This is a genomic window from Pseudomonas sp. BIOMIG1BAC, assembly GCF_001705995.2.
GTDB classification, from domain to species: Bacteria; Pseudomonadota; Gammaproteobacteria; order Pseudomonadales; family Pseudomonadaceae; genus Aquipseudomonas; species Aquipseudomonas sessilinigenes.
Map to the genome: position 1 here is coordinate 1,980,099 of NZ_CP049045.1, position 14,511 is coordinate 1,994,609.

The window sequence follows — 14,511 nt, forward strand, 5'->3', positions numbered from 1 at the left end:
AGGCCCGGATTTCAGGGGCGATGCAGGGTTTTCTGGCGCAGGATATAGAGGCTCACCAGGATTGCGCTGGCAAGCATGAAGCCTCGCGCCCAGGGCAACGGTACCAGGTAGCAGGACAGGCCAATGCTCAACCACATCAGGCCGATCGCATAGGCCTTGCCCTTGAGTGGGATGCCATTGCCGTCCAGGTAGTCTCTGATCCACGGGCCCAGGCGTGGATGCTGAACCAGCCAGCGATAGAAACGTGGGGAGCTACGGGCAAAGCAGGCCGCCGCGAGCAACAGGAAGGGGGTGGTGGGTAAAACCGGAAGGAAGATGCCGAGTACCCCCAGCGCCACGCTCAACCAACCGATGGTCAGTAGAACGTAGCGCAGCAGCAGGGGGCGTTGGCCTATGGGCTTGGCCATAGGCGAAGACTCAATGGTGACGGGGCTTGAGCAGTGCCGGCTTTTCATCAGGGGCGTTGCACAGCAGGTACAACGCTGTCAGGGCCTCGGGGATCTGCACGATCATGTCGTCCATCAGGTTGGCATCGCTGGCGATATCGGAGAACTCGGGCTGTTCGTCGAACAAGCCGGAGCCCACCATGATCGGCAGGAGCATCTCGCTGACTTCTTCCTCGGCGGTTTCGAACCAGGCCGCTTCACGCAGGAATACGCCTTCCATGAAGCCGATGCACCAGCCGCGCAGGTCGGAGTCGTCCGGGTCGTCGCCCAGGTCGAGATCGCAGGGCAGCTCGAACTCCTCGTCGGAGGCCAGCTGGCGTGCGATATGTGCCTTGAGGGCCAATAGGGTCGACTCGATCGCCTCGCGTTCGGCGTCATCGCGATAGTGCGGTTCCTCGGCGAACAGGGTGTCGATCCACTCGCGCTCGGGAACGCTTTCCGAACAGATCGACAGCGCGGTCAGGTAGCCATGAGCGGCCACGTAGTCCAGCGCCTCGTCGTGCAGATCATCTGCGTCGAGGAAGACTTGCAGGCGGGTTAGTTGCTCAGCGAAGGACATTGACGGCTACCTTGGGGAATAAACGATGCTGAATTCTAGGCTTTCTTGAGCGCTCAGGCCAGCTACGTGGCAGATTCGAGCGGTTCTAAAGGTTACCAGCGGTCCATTGCAGTCGCCCTCTGTGGCGGAGGGCTCGGGTATACTCGCGCGTTTTGTGATGCCTGGCAGGCTGGCGACGGGACCAGACACGTCCGCTAACGCAAATGCCGATGAGCCCCGTCGGCATTTCGGTCAACCTGCAGGGCAGGGGGTGTACCGGTCCGATGACGAACAGCGTCGTCGGGCCCAGGTGGACTGGCCGGGCGATCGACCGCTGGCAGCGACCCTGGTGATTTCAGCAATTTTTGGAGTTCTTCATGCTCGAACAGGCTCAGCGCGTCCTCAAGGACATCTTTGGCTACGACAGTTTCCGTGGTCGCCAGGGTGCGATCATTGAGCGCGTGGCCAGTGGTGGCGATGCCTTGGTGCTGATGCCCACCGGGGGCGGCAAGTCCCTGTGCTTCCAGGTGCCGGCGCTGTTGCGTGATGGCCTGGCGGTGGTGGTATCGCCGCTGATCGCGCTGATGGATGACCAGGTGGCCACGCTGGAGGAGCTGGGAGTCGCGGCGGCGGCCTTGAACTCCACCTTGAGTCCCGAGCAACAGCGTGATCTGGCCGTGCGTATCCGCCGTGGCGAAGTGAAGATGCTCTACCTGGCTCCAGAGCGCCTGGTCCAGCCACGGATGCTGGCTTTCCTGCAAAGCCTGGAGATTGCCCTGTTCGCCATCGATGAGGCCCATTGCGTTTCTCAGTGGGGGCATGACTTTCGCCCGGAGTACCTGCAGCTGGGGCAGTTGGCGCAGATGTTCCCGAATGTTCCGCGTATTGCCCTGACGGCCACCGCCGACAAGCGCACCCGAGAAGAGATCGTCAACCGCCTGCACCTGGAGAATGCCGAGCGCTTCCTCTCCAGCTTCGACCGCCCGAACATTTTCTATCGCATCGTCCCCAAGGAGCAGCCGCGCAAGCAATTGCAGGCGTTCCTCAACGAGCGCCGCAGCGATGCAGGGATCGTCTACTGCCTGTCACGCAAGAAGGTCGATGAGGTGGCGGCGTTCCTCTGTGAGCAGGGTTTTACCGCCTTGCCCTATCACGCGGGGCTGCCCAGCGAGCTGCGTGCCTATCACCAGAAGCGCTTCCTCAATGAAGAGGGGCTGATCATGGTGGCGACCATCGCTTTCGGCATGGGTATCGACAAGCCCAACGTACGTTTTGTCGCCCATATGGATCTGCCCAAGTCCCTGGAGGCGTACTACCAGGAAACCGGTCGTGCCGGCCGTGACGGCCTGCCAGCAGATGCCTGGATGGCGTATGGGCTGCAGGACGTGCTGATGCTCAAGCAGATGTTGCAGAACTCCGAAGGGGATGAGCGTCACAAGCGCCTCGAACAGCACAAGCTCGATGCGATGCTGGCGCTCTGCGAGGAGACCCGTTGTCGGCGCCAGACGCTGCTGGCCTATTTCGATGAGGACATGCCGCAGCCTTGCGGTCATTGCGACAACTGCGTCGATGGAGTGCAGACCTGGGATGCCACCGAGCCGGCGCGCCAGGCACTATCGACGATCTACCGTACCGGCCAGCGCTATGGTGTCGGTCACCTGGTGGATGTGTTGCTGGGCAAGGATACGGAAAAGGTCCGCAGTTTCGGCCATCAGCACTTGTCGGTGTTCGGCGTTGGCAAGGCTCGCAGCGAAGGCGAATGGCGCTCGCTGTTCCGTCAACTGGTCGCCCGCGGGTTGGCGGATATCGACCTTGAGGGGTATGGCGGCCTGCGCTTGAGCGACAGCTGTCGTCCCTTGCTCAAGGGGGAGGTCACGCTGGAGCTGCGTCGGGATCTCAAGCCTCAAAGCGCGGTCAAGAGCAGCACCAGCCAGGCCAGCCAGCTGGTACGGGGAGAGGAGCGCGAGCAATGGGAGTCGTTGCGGGCGTTGCGCCGCAAGCTGGCGGAAGAGCATGGCGTCCCGCCTTATGTCATCTTCCCCGACTCGACCTTGCTGGAGATGCTTCGCAGCCAGCCGGGCTCCATGGCCGAGATGGCTCGGGTCAGTGGCGTCGGTGCGCGCAAGCTGGAGCGTTATGGCGCCGCGTTCCTCGAAGTGCTGGGCGGCGCTGCGCAGGCGCCGAAAGTGGTCGCCGATCTGCGCCACGAGCTGATCACCCTGGCCCGCGCCGGAATGACTCCAATGCAGATTGCCGGCCAGTTGCAGTGCACGGAGAAGAACGTCTACACCCTGCTGGCCGAGGCGATCGGCAAGCAGCAACTGTCTCTGGAGCAGGCACTGGACCTGCCTGAGGATCTGCTGGGGGAAATCCAGGATGCGTTCCTCGATGGCGAGGGCGAATTGCCGCCGGTGAGCGAAGTGAGCGAGTTGTTCGCCGGCCGGGTACCTGAAGGTGTGTTGTATTGCGTACGTGCCGCCCTGCAGTCGGAGTTCGAGATCTAGGTGGGGTGCGTCAATGTTGTAACGATTCAGTGCCTTACGGGCCTTGCCTCTTGGCAAGGGTCATGCTTAGCTGACTAATAATTAGTTTTCCCTTTATTTTCAGCCTGATCATGAGTGTTTTATGCCGTTGACCGATGAACACCGTTTTGGCATGCAGCTGGCGCAGATGTCCCGCGGCTGGCGTGCTGAACTGGACCGCCGCCTGGCTGGCCTGGGCTTGTCCCAGGCTCGCTGGTTGGTGTTGCTGCACCTGGCCCGTTTCGAAGAGGCGCCGACCCAGCGTGAGCTGGCACAAAGCGTCGGTGTGGAAGGGCCGACCCTGGCTCGCCTGCTCGATAGCCTGGAAACCCAGGGCCTGGTCCAGCGCCAGTCGGTGGTGGAGGATCGCCGGGCGAAGAAGATCGTCCTTTGTCCCTCGGCTCGGCCCTTGATCGAGCAGATCGAAACCATCGCCACAGCCTTGCGCCACGAACTGTTCATTGGCGTCGATGAAGAAGACATGCGGGTTTGCATGCGCGTCCACGGACGTATCCTGGCCAATCTGGAAAAATCCTGAGGCTTGCCCGGGGTCTCCTGGCCCCGGTGCACCTCGTCTCCCTTACCCGATCCCGCCCAAGGCCCGCCGTGCCTCTGGGGCCTTCGTGCCTATCCGTCAAAAAGACTGGCCAAGGTTCAGCGACAGGGCCTTCTGGTTTTCGTCGTTGATGCCATAGCTGAAATTCAAAGGGCCCAGTGGGGTGTCGAAGCCGAGGAAAATACTCGCTGCATTGATGTAGCCGCTGTCGAAGGCATTGTCATTGTTCCAGGCCCGGCCTCGTTCCAGGGAGCCGCCCAGGTACAGCGGGAAGTCCAGTGGCAGGTAGGAGCGCGGGGTCAGGCGGCGGAAGTACACGGCACGGGCCAGGCTGATGTTTTGCCCGGACAGGGCGTCCTGGCGAAAGCCCGACAATTGCCGTGCCCCGCCAAGCAGGAAGCTGGATGTCACCACGTCGGCATTGTCCAGGGTCCGGCCATAGCGACCGCCGAGGATAAAGGTGTTGGGGCCGCTGCTCAGGGCCTTGTCCAGCTTGAATTCCCATTGCCGGTAGTGTTTGTCCGAACCCAGGCCAGGCTCGAACTGGCGCAGGGTCAGGTGGATGTCTTCACCCGAATGCGGGAAATAGACGTTATCCAGGGAGTCGAAGGAGTACTGCAACTGGTAGTAGCCTTCGTTGAAGCTCCTCTTGGGCAGGTTCTGGTCGCCGATGCGTACATCGGCATTGCCCCAGGCTTCGCCGACACCCAAACGCACCTCGCCACTGTTGCCGATCTGACGACCCAGGTTGAGGCCCAGGCCGTAGCGTTCAACCCGGTATTCGGCGATCGGGTCGTTGTCCAGGGTCGCCTCGACATTCTGCGACTCGACACCGACGAAGGGGGCGATGAAGTAGCGCGATCCTGCGTCCAGTGGCTGGTAGAACTCGCTGTACAGCTCTTGCTTGTCACCGATCTGTGCCCGTGTCAGCCACTCAGCGCCCAGGCTGTTGATGCCGTTCATGCGATAACTGGCGCCGATATTGAAGGCGCTGTCGCCGCGCATGTCATCGGACAGGCTCAACCCCAACCGCAGGTAGTCGGTACCGCTGCGTTTGCCTCGGGCGCTGATCACCAGGGTGTTGTCCTGGCCTTTGTGGATCACCCGGTATTGCACCTGCTCGAAGAAATCCAGGCCATACAAGGTGCCCATGTCGGTTTCCAGGCGCCCCAGGTCCAGGGGCTCGCCGATGTGCTGGCGGATGTAGTAGAGGATCACGTCATCAGCGACCTTGGAGTCATTCTCCACCTTGATCTGGCTGATGATCGGCGTGCGCTGGCTGGGCTGGCGTGCCGCGTTGAGTTGCGCATCCTGGGGATTGGCCGGGCGCAGCCTGGCCAGGCGCGTATCGAGGACCCGGGCGGCCCGGTAGCCGGCGTCGATCATTTCCTGGGCGCGGCCGAAGTCGGTGACGCCGAACCCCGACAACGCTGGCTGGACCAGTACATCGTCGTCATACAACGCCGCCAGCTGTTCTTCCGAGTTGCGCCGGGTCATCAGCGTGATGGATTGGTTCAGCACATCGATAACGGTGTTCAACTGCTTGCGTGAGCGCAACGGTGTGCCGATATCCACCACGATGGCGATGTCCACGCCCATGTCCCGCGCGACATCCAGGGGAATGTTGTCGGTCATGCCACCGTCCACCAGGAGCCGGCCATCGATCTCCACTGGAGCGAACACGGCCGGAATCGACATGCTGGCACGGATCACCTGGGGCAAGTGGCCCTTGCGGAACACCACCTTCTCTCCGCTGGAGATATCGGTAGCCACCGCCCGGAATGGAATCGGCAGCTTGTCGAAGTCGCGGGTGTCGCTGGCGTGGGCGAGCTTGCTTTCCAGCAGCAGGGCCAGGTTCTGGCCCTGGATCACCCCCAGGGGCAGCCCCAGGCTGCCGTCGTCGCGGAAGCTGAGCTTTTGCTTGACCAGGAAATCCCGGTCGTCCTGCTTGCGCCGGAAGGGCACGTCCTCCCGGGGCGGGGCGTCGGACAGGGCCTGTTTCCAGTCGATTTCCAGGGCCAGTTTCTCCAGCTCGTCGATCCTGTAGCCGGAAGCGTAGAGCCCGCCGATCACCGCGCCCATGCTGGTGCCGGCAATCGCATCGACACGGATGCCTTGCTCCTCCAGAGCCTTGAGCACCCCGATATGGGCCAGGCCGCGGGCGGCCCCGCCAGACAGCACCAGGCCCACTTTCGGGCGTTGCATTGACGCGGACTGGGCGAACAACGGCAGCAGGCAGAGCAGCAGGCAGGACAGCAGGCGCAGCATCACGGATCTCGGGGCGGGTGATAAAGCCGGCTATTATAGCGACGCCCTCGAACTCAGGACCCCGTCGTACCATGACTGAACGTAAACCCGAAGTGGTCATCACCTATTGCACCCAATGCCAGTGGCTGCTTCGAGCAGCCTGGCTGGCCCAGGAATTGTTGAGCACCTTCAGTGACGACCTGGGCAGGGTTTCCCTGGAGCCCGCCACCGGCGGGACCTTCCGCATTCTCTGCGATGGGGTGCAGATCTGGGAGCGCAAGGCCGACGGCGGCTTTCCTGAAGCCAAGGTGCTCAAGCAGCGGGTGCGCGATTGCATCGACCCCGAGCGCGACCTGGGCCATAACGATCGTACTCAGTGAGAGCCCGATGCTGCCGGCGCCGCCTGGCCACCTGAGCCGGCGGACAAGCGACTCGAAACAACGATGGCGACAATGATCAGCGCGCCACCGAGCAGCATGCGCAGGGTCGGGGTCTCGCTGAATAGCAACCAGGCCACGGTAATCCCGTAGACCGGCTCCAGGGCGAATACCACGGCCGCCGTGCGGGCCTTGATCACTGCCAGGCTGGCCACGAACAGGCTATGGGCCAGGCCGGTGCAGAAGATCCCCAGCAGGCTGATCCACAGCCAGTCCATGGCTCGGACCTGGCCAAGCTCCGGCGCCGCCACCGGCAGCAGGCACAGGCCGACCACCAGGTTCTGGCACAACGCCGCCTGCACGGCAGGAACCCGCCCGGAGCTGGCGCGATTGTTCAGTGACAACAGGGCGAACAGCAGCCCCGAACCCATTGCCCAGAGCAGGCCCGAGGTCGCTTGGCTGGCCAGGTCGAAGTCCGGGGTGACCAGCACCAGCCCGATGCTGACCAGGGCCACCAGCAGCACTTCGTTGAAACGGATCCGCTCGCGGAAGATCAGGCCTTCGAGAATCACGGTGAAGGCCGGGAAGCTGGCAAAGCCCAGCGTGGCGATGGCCACCCCGGCGACCTTGACCGCAATGAAGAAGCTCACCCAATGGCCGGCCAGCAGCAGGCCGCTGAGCAGCAGGCGCTGGTAGTCGCCAGTGCTGAGTTTTTGCCAGGGAGTCTGGCTGGCCAGGCGGGCGAAGAAGGCCAGGGCGAGTACGGCAAAGGCCGCGCGACCGAAGACAATGACTGCCGGCGAAGCCACGGCGAGTTTGCCGAGCACTCCGGTCAGGCCGAACATCAGTGCGCCGATATGCAGGGCGCCAAGGGCGGTGCGAGGAGTCATTTTTTTCCTTGAACACTGGTCGGGCCGGATTGGCCCTGGACGACAACGAGATCAGTCTACGGGGGAGCCGATGGCGTCGTCTGTCGTGATCCTGGCGTATTTTGTCGTGGAACTCGCGTGGGCCCCCTGCCTGAGCTGGCGTGGCGAGTGGCCGAACTCGCGCAGTATCGCTGCACCAAAGGCGCTCTGGGAGCTGTAGCCCACGCGGCTGGCGATTTCGCCAATGGGCAGCGTTGAGCCGCGCAAGAGTTCCAGGGCCATCTGCAGGCGTCGTTGACGCACATAGTCCATGGGGCTGCGTCCGCATTCGGCGATGAAGCGTGCATGCAGGCGGGCACCTGACAGGCCGGCGATCCGGGCCAGGTCCGCCACCTGCAGCGGGTAGGCGGCGTGGCGGTCGATATGCGCGTTCAAGGCAGAGTAGGGCAGGCGGCGCTGGCCTGGCAGGCCGTCGCCAGCCTGGTTGAGGCTGGCCAACAGCAGCACTGCGCCTTGCTGGGCGATCAGCGGATCGTCCACCGGGCAGTCCGCCAGCCAGTTGACCAGCCGGCTCTGGTTCGGCGCCAGGACTCGGCGTTGGGCGTTATCCAGCAAGCGGCGGCTAGCTTGCGCATGTTCCCCCAGGTGTTGCCCAACCCATTGTTCTCCAGGGATATCCAGCACCAGGCAACGGCTGCCTCCCGGGCTGCCACAGACGTGTCGGGCTCCTGCCGGTACCACCACGAAGCTCTGTTGCTGCACCAGGCTGCCGTGGCCTTCGACTTCGAAATCAAGCTGGCCCGAGAGGCCGAACACCAGCTGCGCATGCTCGTGGCTGTGGGCGATCAGATCGTGGCTGTAGTGGCGCAGGGTGAGGATAGATCCCATCGCGGTCTCCTTGGCAGATCGGCAGTCTACACCGGCCATCGGCTGTTTCGCCTTGTCATCGCACTGCCGTATATCTGTCATGGGCTATTAATCGCTGGGGAGCAAGCTCGCAAAAAATCCCGGAGAGCGTCCATGTCCCATGCCGAACTCGCCAAGCCCAGCCGCAAGCAGCGGGTGCGGACCCTATGGATTTCAGATGTGCACCTGGGCACCCGGGATTGCCAGGCCGAGCATCTGGCACGGTTTCTCAAGAGCTATCACGCGGATCGTATCTACCTGGTGGGCGACATCATCGATGGTTGGAAAATGCGCGGCGGCATGTATTGGCCCCAGGCCCATACCAATGTGATCCGGCGTTTGCTGACCATGAGCAAGCGCGGTACCGAGGTGATCTACGTCACCGGCAACCACGATGAATTCCTGCGGCGTTACTCCAAACTGATCCTGGGCAACATCCAGCTGGTGGACGAGGCGGTGCATGTCACCGCAGACGGGCGTCACCTGCTGGTGATACACGGCGACCAGTTCGACGTCATCACTCGCTATCACCGTTGGCTGGCCTTTCTGGGGGATTCGGCCTATGAATTCACCCTGACCCTGAACCGCTGGCTCAATCATTGGCGGGCACGCTATGGCTACGGCTACTGGTCGCTGTCGGCCTACCTCAAGCACAAGGTGAAGACCGCGGTGAGCTTCATCAGCGACTTCGAGGAAGCCATCGCCCACGAGTGCATCAAGCGTGAGTTGCATGGCGTGGTCTGCGGGCATATCCATCATGCCGAGATCCGCAAGGTCGGTGAGGTGGAGTACCTCAACTGCGGGGATTGGGTAGAGTCCTGTACCGCCTTGATCGAGCACTGGGACGGTACCATCGAACTCTATCGCCTGGCCGAAGCCCAGGCCCGTGAGGCCCAGCTCAAGGCCGAGCGGACGAAGCTCGCAGAGCCGGCCTGAACGCCAGTTCAGGGCAGCGAACCGCCGCAGTCCCCCTTCGGCGCTTGCCCGGTTCGGTTAGAACGGCACCTTGCCGAGGATCATGTCGCGGTACATGACGAAGTCGCCCAGTAGGCTGTACAGCGGATGCTGGAAGGTCGCGGGACGGTTTTTCTCGAAGAAGAAGTGCCCGACCCAGGCAAAGCCATAGCCGGCTATCGGCAGGGCCAGCAGCATCGGCCAGGCGCCTTTGCCAATGCTGAAGGCGAGCAGGAAGATCACCAGGCTGGTGCCAATGAAGTGCAAGCGACGGCAGGTACTGTTGCTATGCTCGCTTAGATAATAGGGATAGAACTCGGCGAAGCTGTGGAACTGGCGGACGTTTTCCATGGCTGCGGTCTCTGTGCTTGTTGTTATGCCGGCGGGCGTTCCATGAGGAGTCTATTGGAGTCTAGAGTTCCTGGTGGCGCGGGCCAGTGACAATAGGCGCCACTTTAGTATCCTTGGGAAATCGTTTTTTTACCTGCTACTCATCATATAAGAGCTCCGCCATGAGCGAACGAACGACTTCTGCGAGCTGGGCCTTGGGAATAGTCAAAGCCCTGGAAATGGACGGCCTGGATTGTCGTGTCTTGTTCAAGCAGTTGGGGCTCGACTATGAGGCCCTGGAAGACCCGGATGCACGCTTTACCCAGGACTCGATGACTCGGCTATGGCAGCGGGCGGTAGAGCTGTCCGGCAACCCCGCGATCGGCCTGAACATGGGCAAGGTGGTGCGCCCGGCGTCTTTTCATGTGGCTGGTTATGCCTTGATGTCGAGCCGGACCCTGGCCGAGGGGTTCGAGCGGCTGGTGCGTTATCAGCGGATAATCGCCGAAAGCGCCGATCTGAGTTTCCGGCTCCTGCCTGAGGGCTATGCGCTGATCCTTACCGTCCATGGCGACCACCTGCCACCGACCCGGCAAAGCTGCGAGGCTTCCCTGGCCTGTGCCCTGGCCCTGTGTGGCTGGCTGACAGGGCGCGCCTTGCAACCTCGCCAGGTGCTGTTGCAAGGCGAGCAGCCGGAGAACGTCCAGCCCTACAAGGACATGTTCCATGCCCCGCTGGTATTTGCCGCGCCCTTCGATGCGCTGATTTTCGAGCGGGCCGACATGGAAGCACCGTTGCCTACTGCCAACGAGGCCATGGCCCTGTTGCACGATCGGTTCGCCGGTGAATACCTGGCCCGCTTCTCTGAAAGCCGCGTGACCCACAAGGCGCGGCAGGTGCTATGCCGGCTGCTGCCCCAGGGGGAACCCAAGCGTGAGCGAGTGGCGCAGACGCTGCACTTGTCCCAGCGCACCCTGCAACGTCGCTTGCAGGAGGAGGGCACCAGTTTCCAGGCGCTGCTTGACGACACTCGCCGGGAGCTGGCCGAGCAGTACCTGGCGCAGCCGAACATGACCCTGCTGGAGATCGCCTACCTGCTGGGGTTCGCCGATCCGAGCAATTTCTTCCGGGCGTTCCGCCGCTGGTTCGATGTCACGCCCGGCGAGTACCGGGCGCGATTGGCGCAGCTGCCGGTCTCGATCAATGACGCCAGAACGCCGGAATACACAACACGAACACCGTGATGATCTCCAGCCGGCCCAGGAGCATGCCCAGGGACAGGATCCACTTGGCGGCATCCGGCAGGGTGGAGAAATTGCCCGCCGGGCCGATGGTTTCGCCAAGGCCCGGGCCCACGCCGGATACGGTGCTGGCGGCACCGGTCAGGGCGGTCATCCAGTCCAGGCCCAGCAGCGACAGGGCCAGGGCGATCATGCAGATGGTAATGGCGAAGAAGAACGAGAAGGTCAGGATCGAACGGACGATTTCCTCGTCCAGGCGATGACCGTTGTACTTCTGCTTGATCACCGCCCGTGGGTGGATCAACTGGTTGAGGTTGGCCTTGAGCAGGATGTAGGCCACCTGGAAGCGGAAGATCTTGATCCCGCCGGCGGTGGAGCCCGAGCAGCCACCGACGAAGCCCAGGTAGAAGAACAGCATCAGCGAGAAGTTGCCCCACAGGCTGTAGTCACCCAGGGCAAAGCCGGTGGTGGTGACCACCGAGGTCACGTTCAGTGCCACGTGGCGCAGGGCATCGAGCCAATGCAGGTTGGTGGTCCACCAGTACCAGGTGCCGAGGACCAGCCAGGTCACCAGGAGCATGCCCAGCAAACCCTGGACTTGCTGGTCCTTGATCAGCGCCCGGCGATTGCCACGCAAAGTGGCCACGTACAGGGTGAAGGGCAGGCTGCCGAGGATCATCACCAGCACGGCCACCCAGTGCACCGCCGGTTGCTTCCAGTGCGCCAGGGACTCGTCGGAGGTCGAGAAACCACCCGTGGAAATGGCCGACATGGCGTGATTGATGGCGTCGAATACGCTCATCCCGGCCCACCAGAAAGCCAGGCTGCCAACGATGGTGATGCCGACATAGGTGGCGACGATCAACCGGGCCACCATGTGCGAGCGCGGCATGACCTTTTCCGAGCGATCCGAGGACTCGGTCTGGAACAGTCGCATGCCACCGATGCGCAGCAGCGGCAGGATCGCCACCGCCATGCCGATGAAGCCGATGCCACCGAGCCAGTGCAGCAGCGAGCGCCAGATCAGAATGCCCGGGGACATGTCGTCCAGCCCGCTGAGCACGGTGGAGCCGGTGGCAGTGATGCCCGACATGCTCTCGAAGAACGAGTCGGTGTAGCTGATGTGCTGGGTCAGCAGGAACGGCAGGGCGGCGAAGATGCACACCACCACCCAACTGGACACGGTCAGCAGGTACATGTCCCGGGGGCGCAGGTGAACATGCTCGGGGCGCCCGGGAATCACCAGGGCCAGGCCGGCGATGAAGGTGATCATGCTGGCCCAGAGGAACGACGGCAGATCGCCGGTTCGTTCGAAGATCACCAGCGTTGCCATCGGCACGACCATGGCGATGGCCAGGGTGATGAGGAAGATGCCGATAATGAAACCAATGATCCTGAGGGTCGGCAACGCCATGTGTTCGGCTCGGGCTGGAGGGGAAAGGCGCTCATTCTACCTGCGGGGCAGGGCATGTAAACCGGCACCCTGCCGGCAGATCCCGCTAGAATAGCCAGACATTTTTCTAGGAGGTGGCCGATGGAGGCTCTCGACGCTTTGCTCAACCGTGTTTCCGTGCCGCGCCTGGTGGAGCCCGCGCCTTCGGCGCAGCAGCGCGAAGCCTTGTTCGCCGCTGCCCTGCGTGCGCCCGATCATGGCCAACTGCGGCCCTGGCGTTTTCTGACCGTCGAGGGCGAAGCTCGCGATCGCTTGGGCGAGCTGTTGGTCGAGGCGGTGCAGTTGCAGGGGGGCGAAGTGACCCAGGCGGCGCTGGACAAAGCCCGGGCCATGCCGTTGCGTGCGCCACTGGTGGTCGTGGTGGTTGCCCGTCTGCAGGAGCACTTCAAAGTGCCTCGGTCCGAGCAGTTGCTGGCGGCTGGCTGCGCCGCCCATGGCATTCTCCTGGCGGCCTATGCCCAGGGGGTCGGTGCAGTGTGGCGCACCGGCGAATTGTCCTATTCGGCCCATGTGGCCAAGGGCCTGGGCCTGGCCAAGGATGAAGAGATCATCGCTTTCCTGTATCTGGGCACCCCGTTGAACGAGCCCCGGGTCGCTCCGAAAGTCGATACCAGCGAGTTCGTCAGCGCCTGGACCGCCAAGGCCTGACCAGCACCTCTCGATGGCCTTGCGGGCAAGCCCGTTGTTGCCGGAAGCGGCGACAACGGCTTGCCCGCATCAGGTTCAGGGCTGCGCCAGTGCGCCAGGCACGAGGGGGAGTTCCAGGGTAGCGATGAAGCCCCCCGTGGGGTGATTGTCCAGGTTCAGACTGCCACCATGGCGTTCTACCGCCCGGCGCGCGATGGCCAGCCCCAGGCCATGCCCGGCGGCGCTTTGTCCCGGGGCGCGGAAGAACGGCTCGCCCAGCTGGCCCAGGTATTCCACGGGTGCACCAGGACCATGGTCGCGCACGCTGATCAGGATTCGTTCGCCCAGGCGCTGGGCCTGGACCTCGATCGGTTGCCCGGCGGGATTGAAGCGCTGGGCATTGCGCAGCAGGTTGTCCAGGGCTCGTTCGAGCAGGGTGGGCCAGCCACGTATCTGCAACTGGGGCTGGGCATCGATCTGTACCTCCTGCTCGGAGCAGGCCAGCTGGGCGTCTTTCTGCAAGGCCAGGAGCAGGGCATTGAGGTCCACCTCCTCGGCACTGGCGTTGTCGGCATCGACTCGGGCCAGGACCAGGATCTCACTGATCAGGGCCTCCAGGCGGTCGCACTCGCGGGTCAGTCGCGGCCAGAGCTGTTCCCGCTCCTGGGGGGCGGCCCGTTCCGCCAGCGCCAGGGCGATACGCAGGCGTGCCAGGGGCGAGCGCAGTTCATGGGACACGTCGTGCAGCAGTTGGCGCTGGCTGCCGATCAGCCCTTGCAGGCGCGAACCCATGCGGTTGAAGTCCCGGGCCAGCACGCCAAACTCGTCGCGGCGGTTGGCCAGGCGCGCCAGGCTGTTCTGCTGGTAGGTGGTCTGGCCCAGGTCGTGCACCGCGCCGCGCAAGCGGCTCAAGGGACGGGTGATGGATAGCGTCACCAGCAGGCTGAACAGGGTCAGTACCACCAGGGCGATGGCCAGGGCGCTAAGGGGCCAGGTCAGGCTGTCGCGGTGCCAGGCGTTCAGCTCCGGGTGAGGAATGCGGTAGATGAACAGGTAGGTGTCGTCGGTTCGCGGGCTGGTGTATTCCGCGGTCAGGCGGCGCCAGGGCAGGCGCCGGTCATCGTTGTTCTGGCGTGCCTCGAAGGCGGCCGCGCGACGCGGGAAGGTGCCGCGCACCACCGGGTCGCCACTTTCGTTGAGTACCTGGACATCGATGTGATACTGGCGCTTGCGTTGCTGGAGGATTTCCTGGGCGGCGTCCTCGCCTTGCTCCTCATAGGTTTGCGTCCATTGCTCGGCGAGGGTGTTGAGGCCCGGATGACGACTGAGAATCCAGGCATCCTGGTTAAGCATATGGCCCAGCAGGATCGACAACCCGGCCACCAGGGCGATAGCCAGCCAGAAGCTGGCCAGGACACGCCAGAACAATGAGCGCACGCAAACTC

General features: G+C 63.2%; 14 protein-coding genes. 6 read left to right on the top strand and 8 right to left on the bottom strand.

Translation table 11 applies throughout. The annotated features are described in order from the left end of the window. Positions 1-11: 11 nt before the first annotated feature. Both ATY02_RS09265 and ATY02_RS09270 read right to left on the bottom strand, forming a co-directional pair. The gene (locus ATY02_RS09265; protein ID WP_068585921.1) at positions 12-407 is read right to left on the bottom strand and encodes a YbaN family protein; all 396 of its coding nucleotides are present in this window, start codon (positions 405-407) and stop codon (positions 12-14) included. A gap of 10 nt (positions 408-417) precedes the next feature. Then, the gene (locus ATY02_RS09270; protein WP_068585918.1) at positions 418-1,005 is read right to left on the bottom strand and encodes a YecA family protein; all 588 of its coding nucleotides are present in this window, start codon (positions 1,003-1,005) and stop codon (positions 418-420) included. A gap of 356 nt (positions 1,006-1,361) precedes the next feature. On the opposite strand from ATY02_RS09270, the gene recQ reads away from it, so the two are divergent. Continuing rightward, positions 1,362-3,488 (top strand): DNA helicase RecQ, encoded by a 2,127-nt coding sequence (recQ, locus tag ATY02_RS09275; protein WP_068585914.1) that lies wholly within the window; start codon positions 1,362-1,364, stop codon positions 3,486-3,488. 121 nt (positions 3,489-3,609) lie between these two features. Beyond that, a complete protein-coding gene (locus tag ATY02_RS09280) occupies positions 3,610-4,044 on the top strand; it encodes a MarR family transcriptional regulator (protein ID WP_068585911.1) in 435 nt (144 codons plus the stop codon). A gap of 96 nt (positions 4,045-4,140) precedes the next feature. Here ATY02_RS09280 and ATY02_RS09285 read toward each other — a convergent pair whose 3' ends face one another. Beyond that, complete coding sequence (locus ATY02_RS09285) at positions 4,141-6,330, bottom strand: patatin-like phospholipase family protein (protein ID WP_068585908.1); 2,190 nt, start codon at positions 6,328-6,330, stop codon at positions 4,141-4,143. Between the two features lie 71 nt (positions 6,331-6,401). Between ATY02_RS09285 and ATY02_RS09290 the strand changes: the two genes are divergently transcribed. After that, complete coding sequence (locus ATY02_RS09290; RefSeq protein ID WP_068585905.1) at positions 6,402-6,689, top strand: SelT/SelW/SelH family protein; 288 nt, start codon at positions 6,402-6,404, stop codon at positions 6,687-6,689. On the opposite strand, the gene ATY02_RS09295 is transcribed toward ATY02_RS09290, so the two are convergent. Together ATY02_RS09295 and ATY02_RS09300 are read right to left on the bottom strand one after the other, a co-directional pair. After that, a complete protein-coding gene (locus ATY02_RS09295) occupies positions 6,683-7,576 on the bottom strand; it encodes a DMT family transporter (protein WP_068585902.1) in 894 nt (297 codons plus the stop codon). The two genes, ATY02_RS09290 and ATY02_RS09295, sit on opposite strands and share 7 nt — an antisense overlap. A 51-nt stretch (positions 7,577-7,627) precedes the next feature. Beyond that, entirely contained in the window at positions 7,628-8,443 is an 816-nt protein-coding gene (locus tag ATY02_RS09300) for an AraC family transcriptional regulator (protein WP_068585899.1), read from the bottom strand. 132 nt (positions 8,444-8,575) lie between these two features. Between ATY02_RS09300 and ATY02_RS09305 the strand changes: the two genes are divergently transcribed. Then, positions 8,576-9,397: a UDP-2,3-diacylglucosamine diphosphatase gene (locus ATY02_RS09305; protein ID WP_068585895.1), complete on the top strand. Its 822-nt coding sequence runs from the start codon at positions 8,576-8,578 to the stop codon at positions 9,395-9,397. 57 nt (positions 9,398-9,454) lie between these two features. Here ATY02_RS09305 and ATY02_RS09310 read toward each other — a convergent pair whose 3' ends face one another. Continuing rightward, positions 9,455-9,766: a DUF962 domain-containing protein gene (locus ATY02_RS09310; protein WP_068585892.1), complete on the bottom strand. Its 312-nt coding sequence runs from the start codon at positions 9,764-9,766 to the stop codon at positions 9,455-9,457. A 161-nt stretch (positions 9,767-9,927) separates the two neighbouring features. On the opposite strand from ATY02_RS09310, the gene ATY02_RS09315 reads away from it, so the two are divergent. After that, positions 9,928-10,989, top strand: a complete 1,062-nt coding sequence (locus tag ATY02_RS09315; protein ID WP_068585889.1) for an AraC family transcriptional regulator — start codon at positions 9,928-9,930, stop codon at positions 10,987-10,989. Here ATY02_RS09315 and ATY02_RS09320 read toward each other — a convergent pair. Further along, entirely contained in the window at positions 10,946-12,400 is a 1,455-nt protein-coding gene (locus tag ATY02_RS09320; protein WP_068585886.1) for a TrkH family potassium uptake protein, read from the bottom strand. The genes ATY02_RS09315 and ATY02_RS09320 overlap by 44 nt on opposite strands. Before the next feature lie 120 nt (positions 12,401-12,520). Here ATY02_RS09320 and ATY02_RS09325 point away from each other — a divergent pair, with 120 nt between their 5' ends. After that, positions 12,521-13,087 (top strand): NAD(P)H nitroreductase, encoded by a 567-nt coding sequence (locus tag ATY02_RS09325; RefSeq protein ID WP_068585884.1) that lies wholly within the window; start codon positions 12,521-12,523, stop codon positions 13,085-13,087. A gap of 75 nt (positions 13,088-13,162) precedes the next feature. Here the strand turns inward: ATY02_RS09325 and ATY02_RS09330 are convergent, their stop codons facing one another. Then, the gene (locus ATY02_RS09330; RefSeq protein ID WP_068585879.1) at positions 13,163-14,503 is read right to left on the bottom strand and encodes a sensor histidine kinase; all 1,341 of its coding nucleotides are present in this window, start codon (positions 14,501-14,503) and stop codon (positions 13,163-13,165) included. Positions 14,504-14,511: the final 8 nt, after the last annotated feature.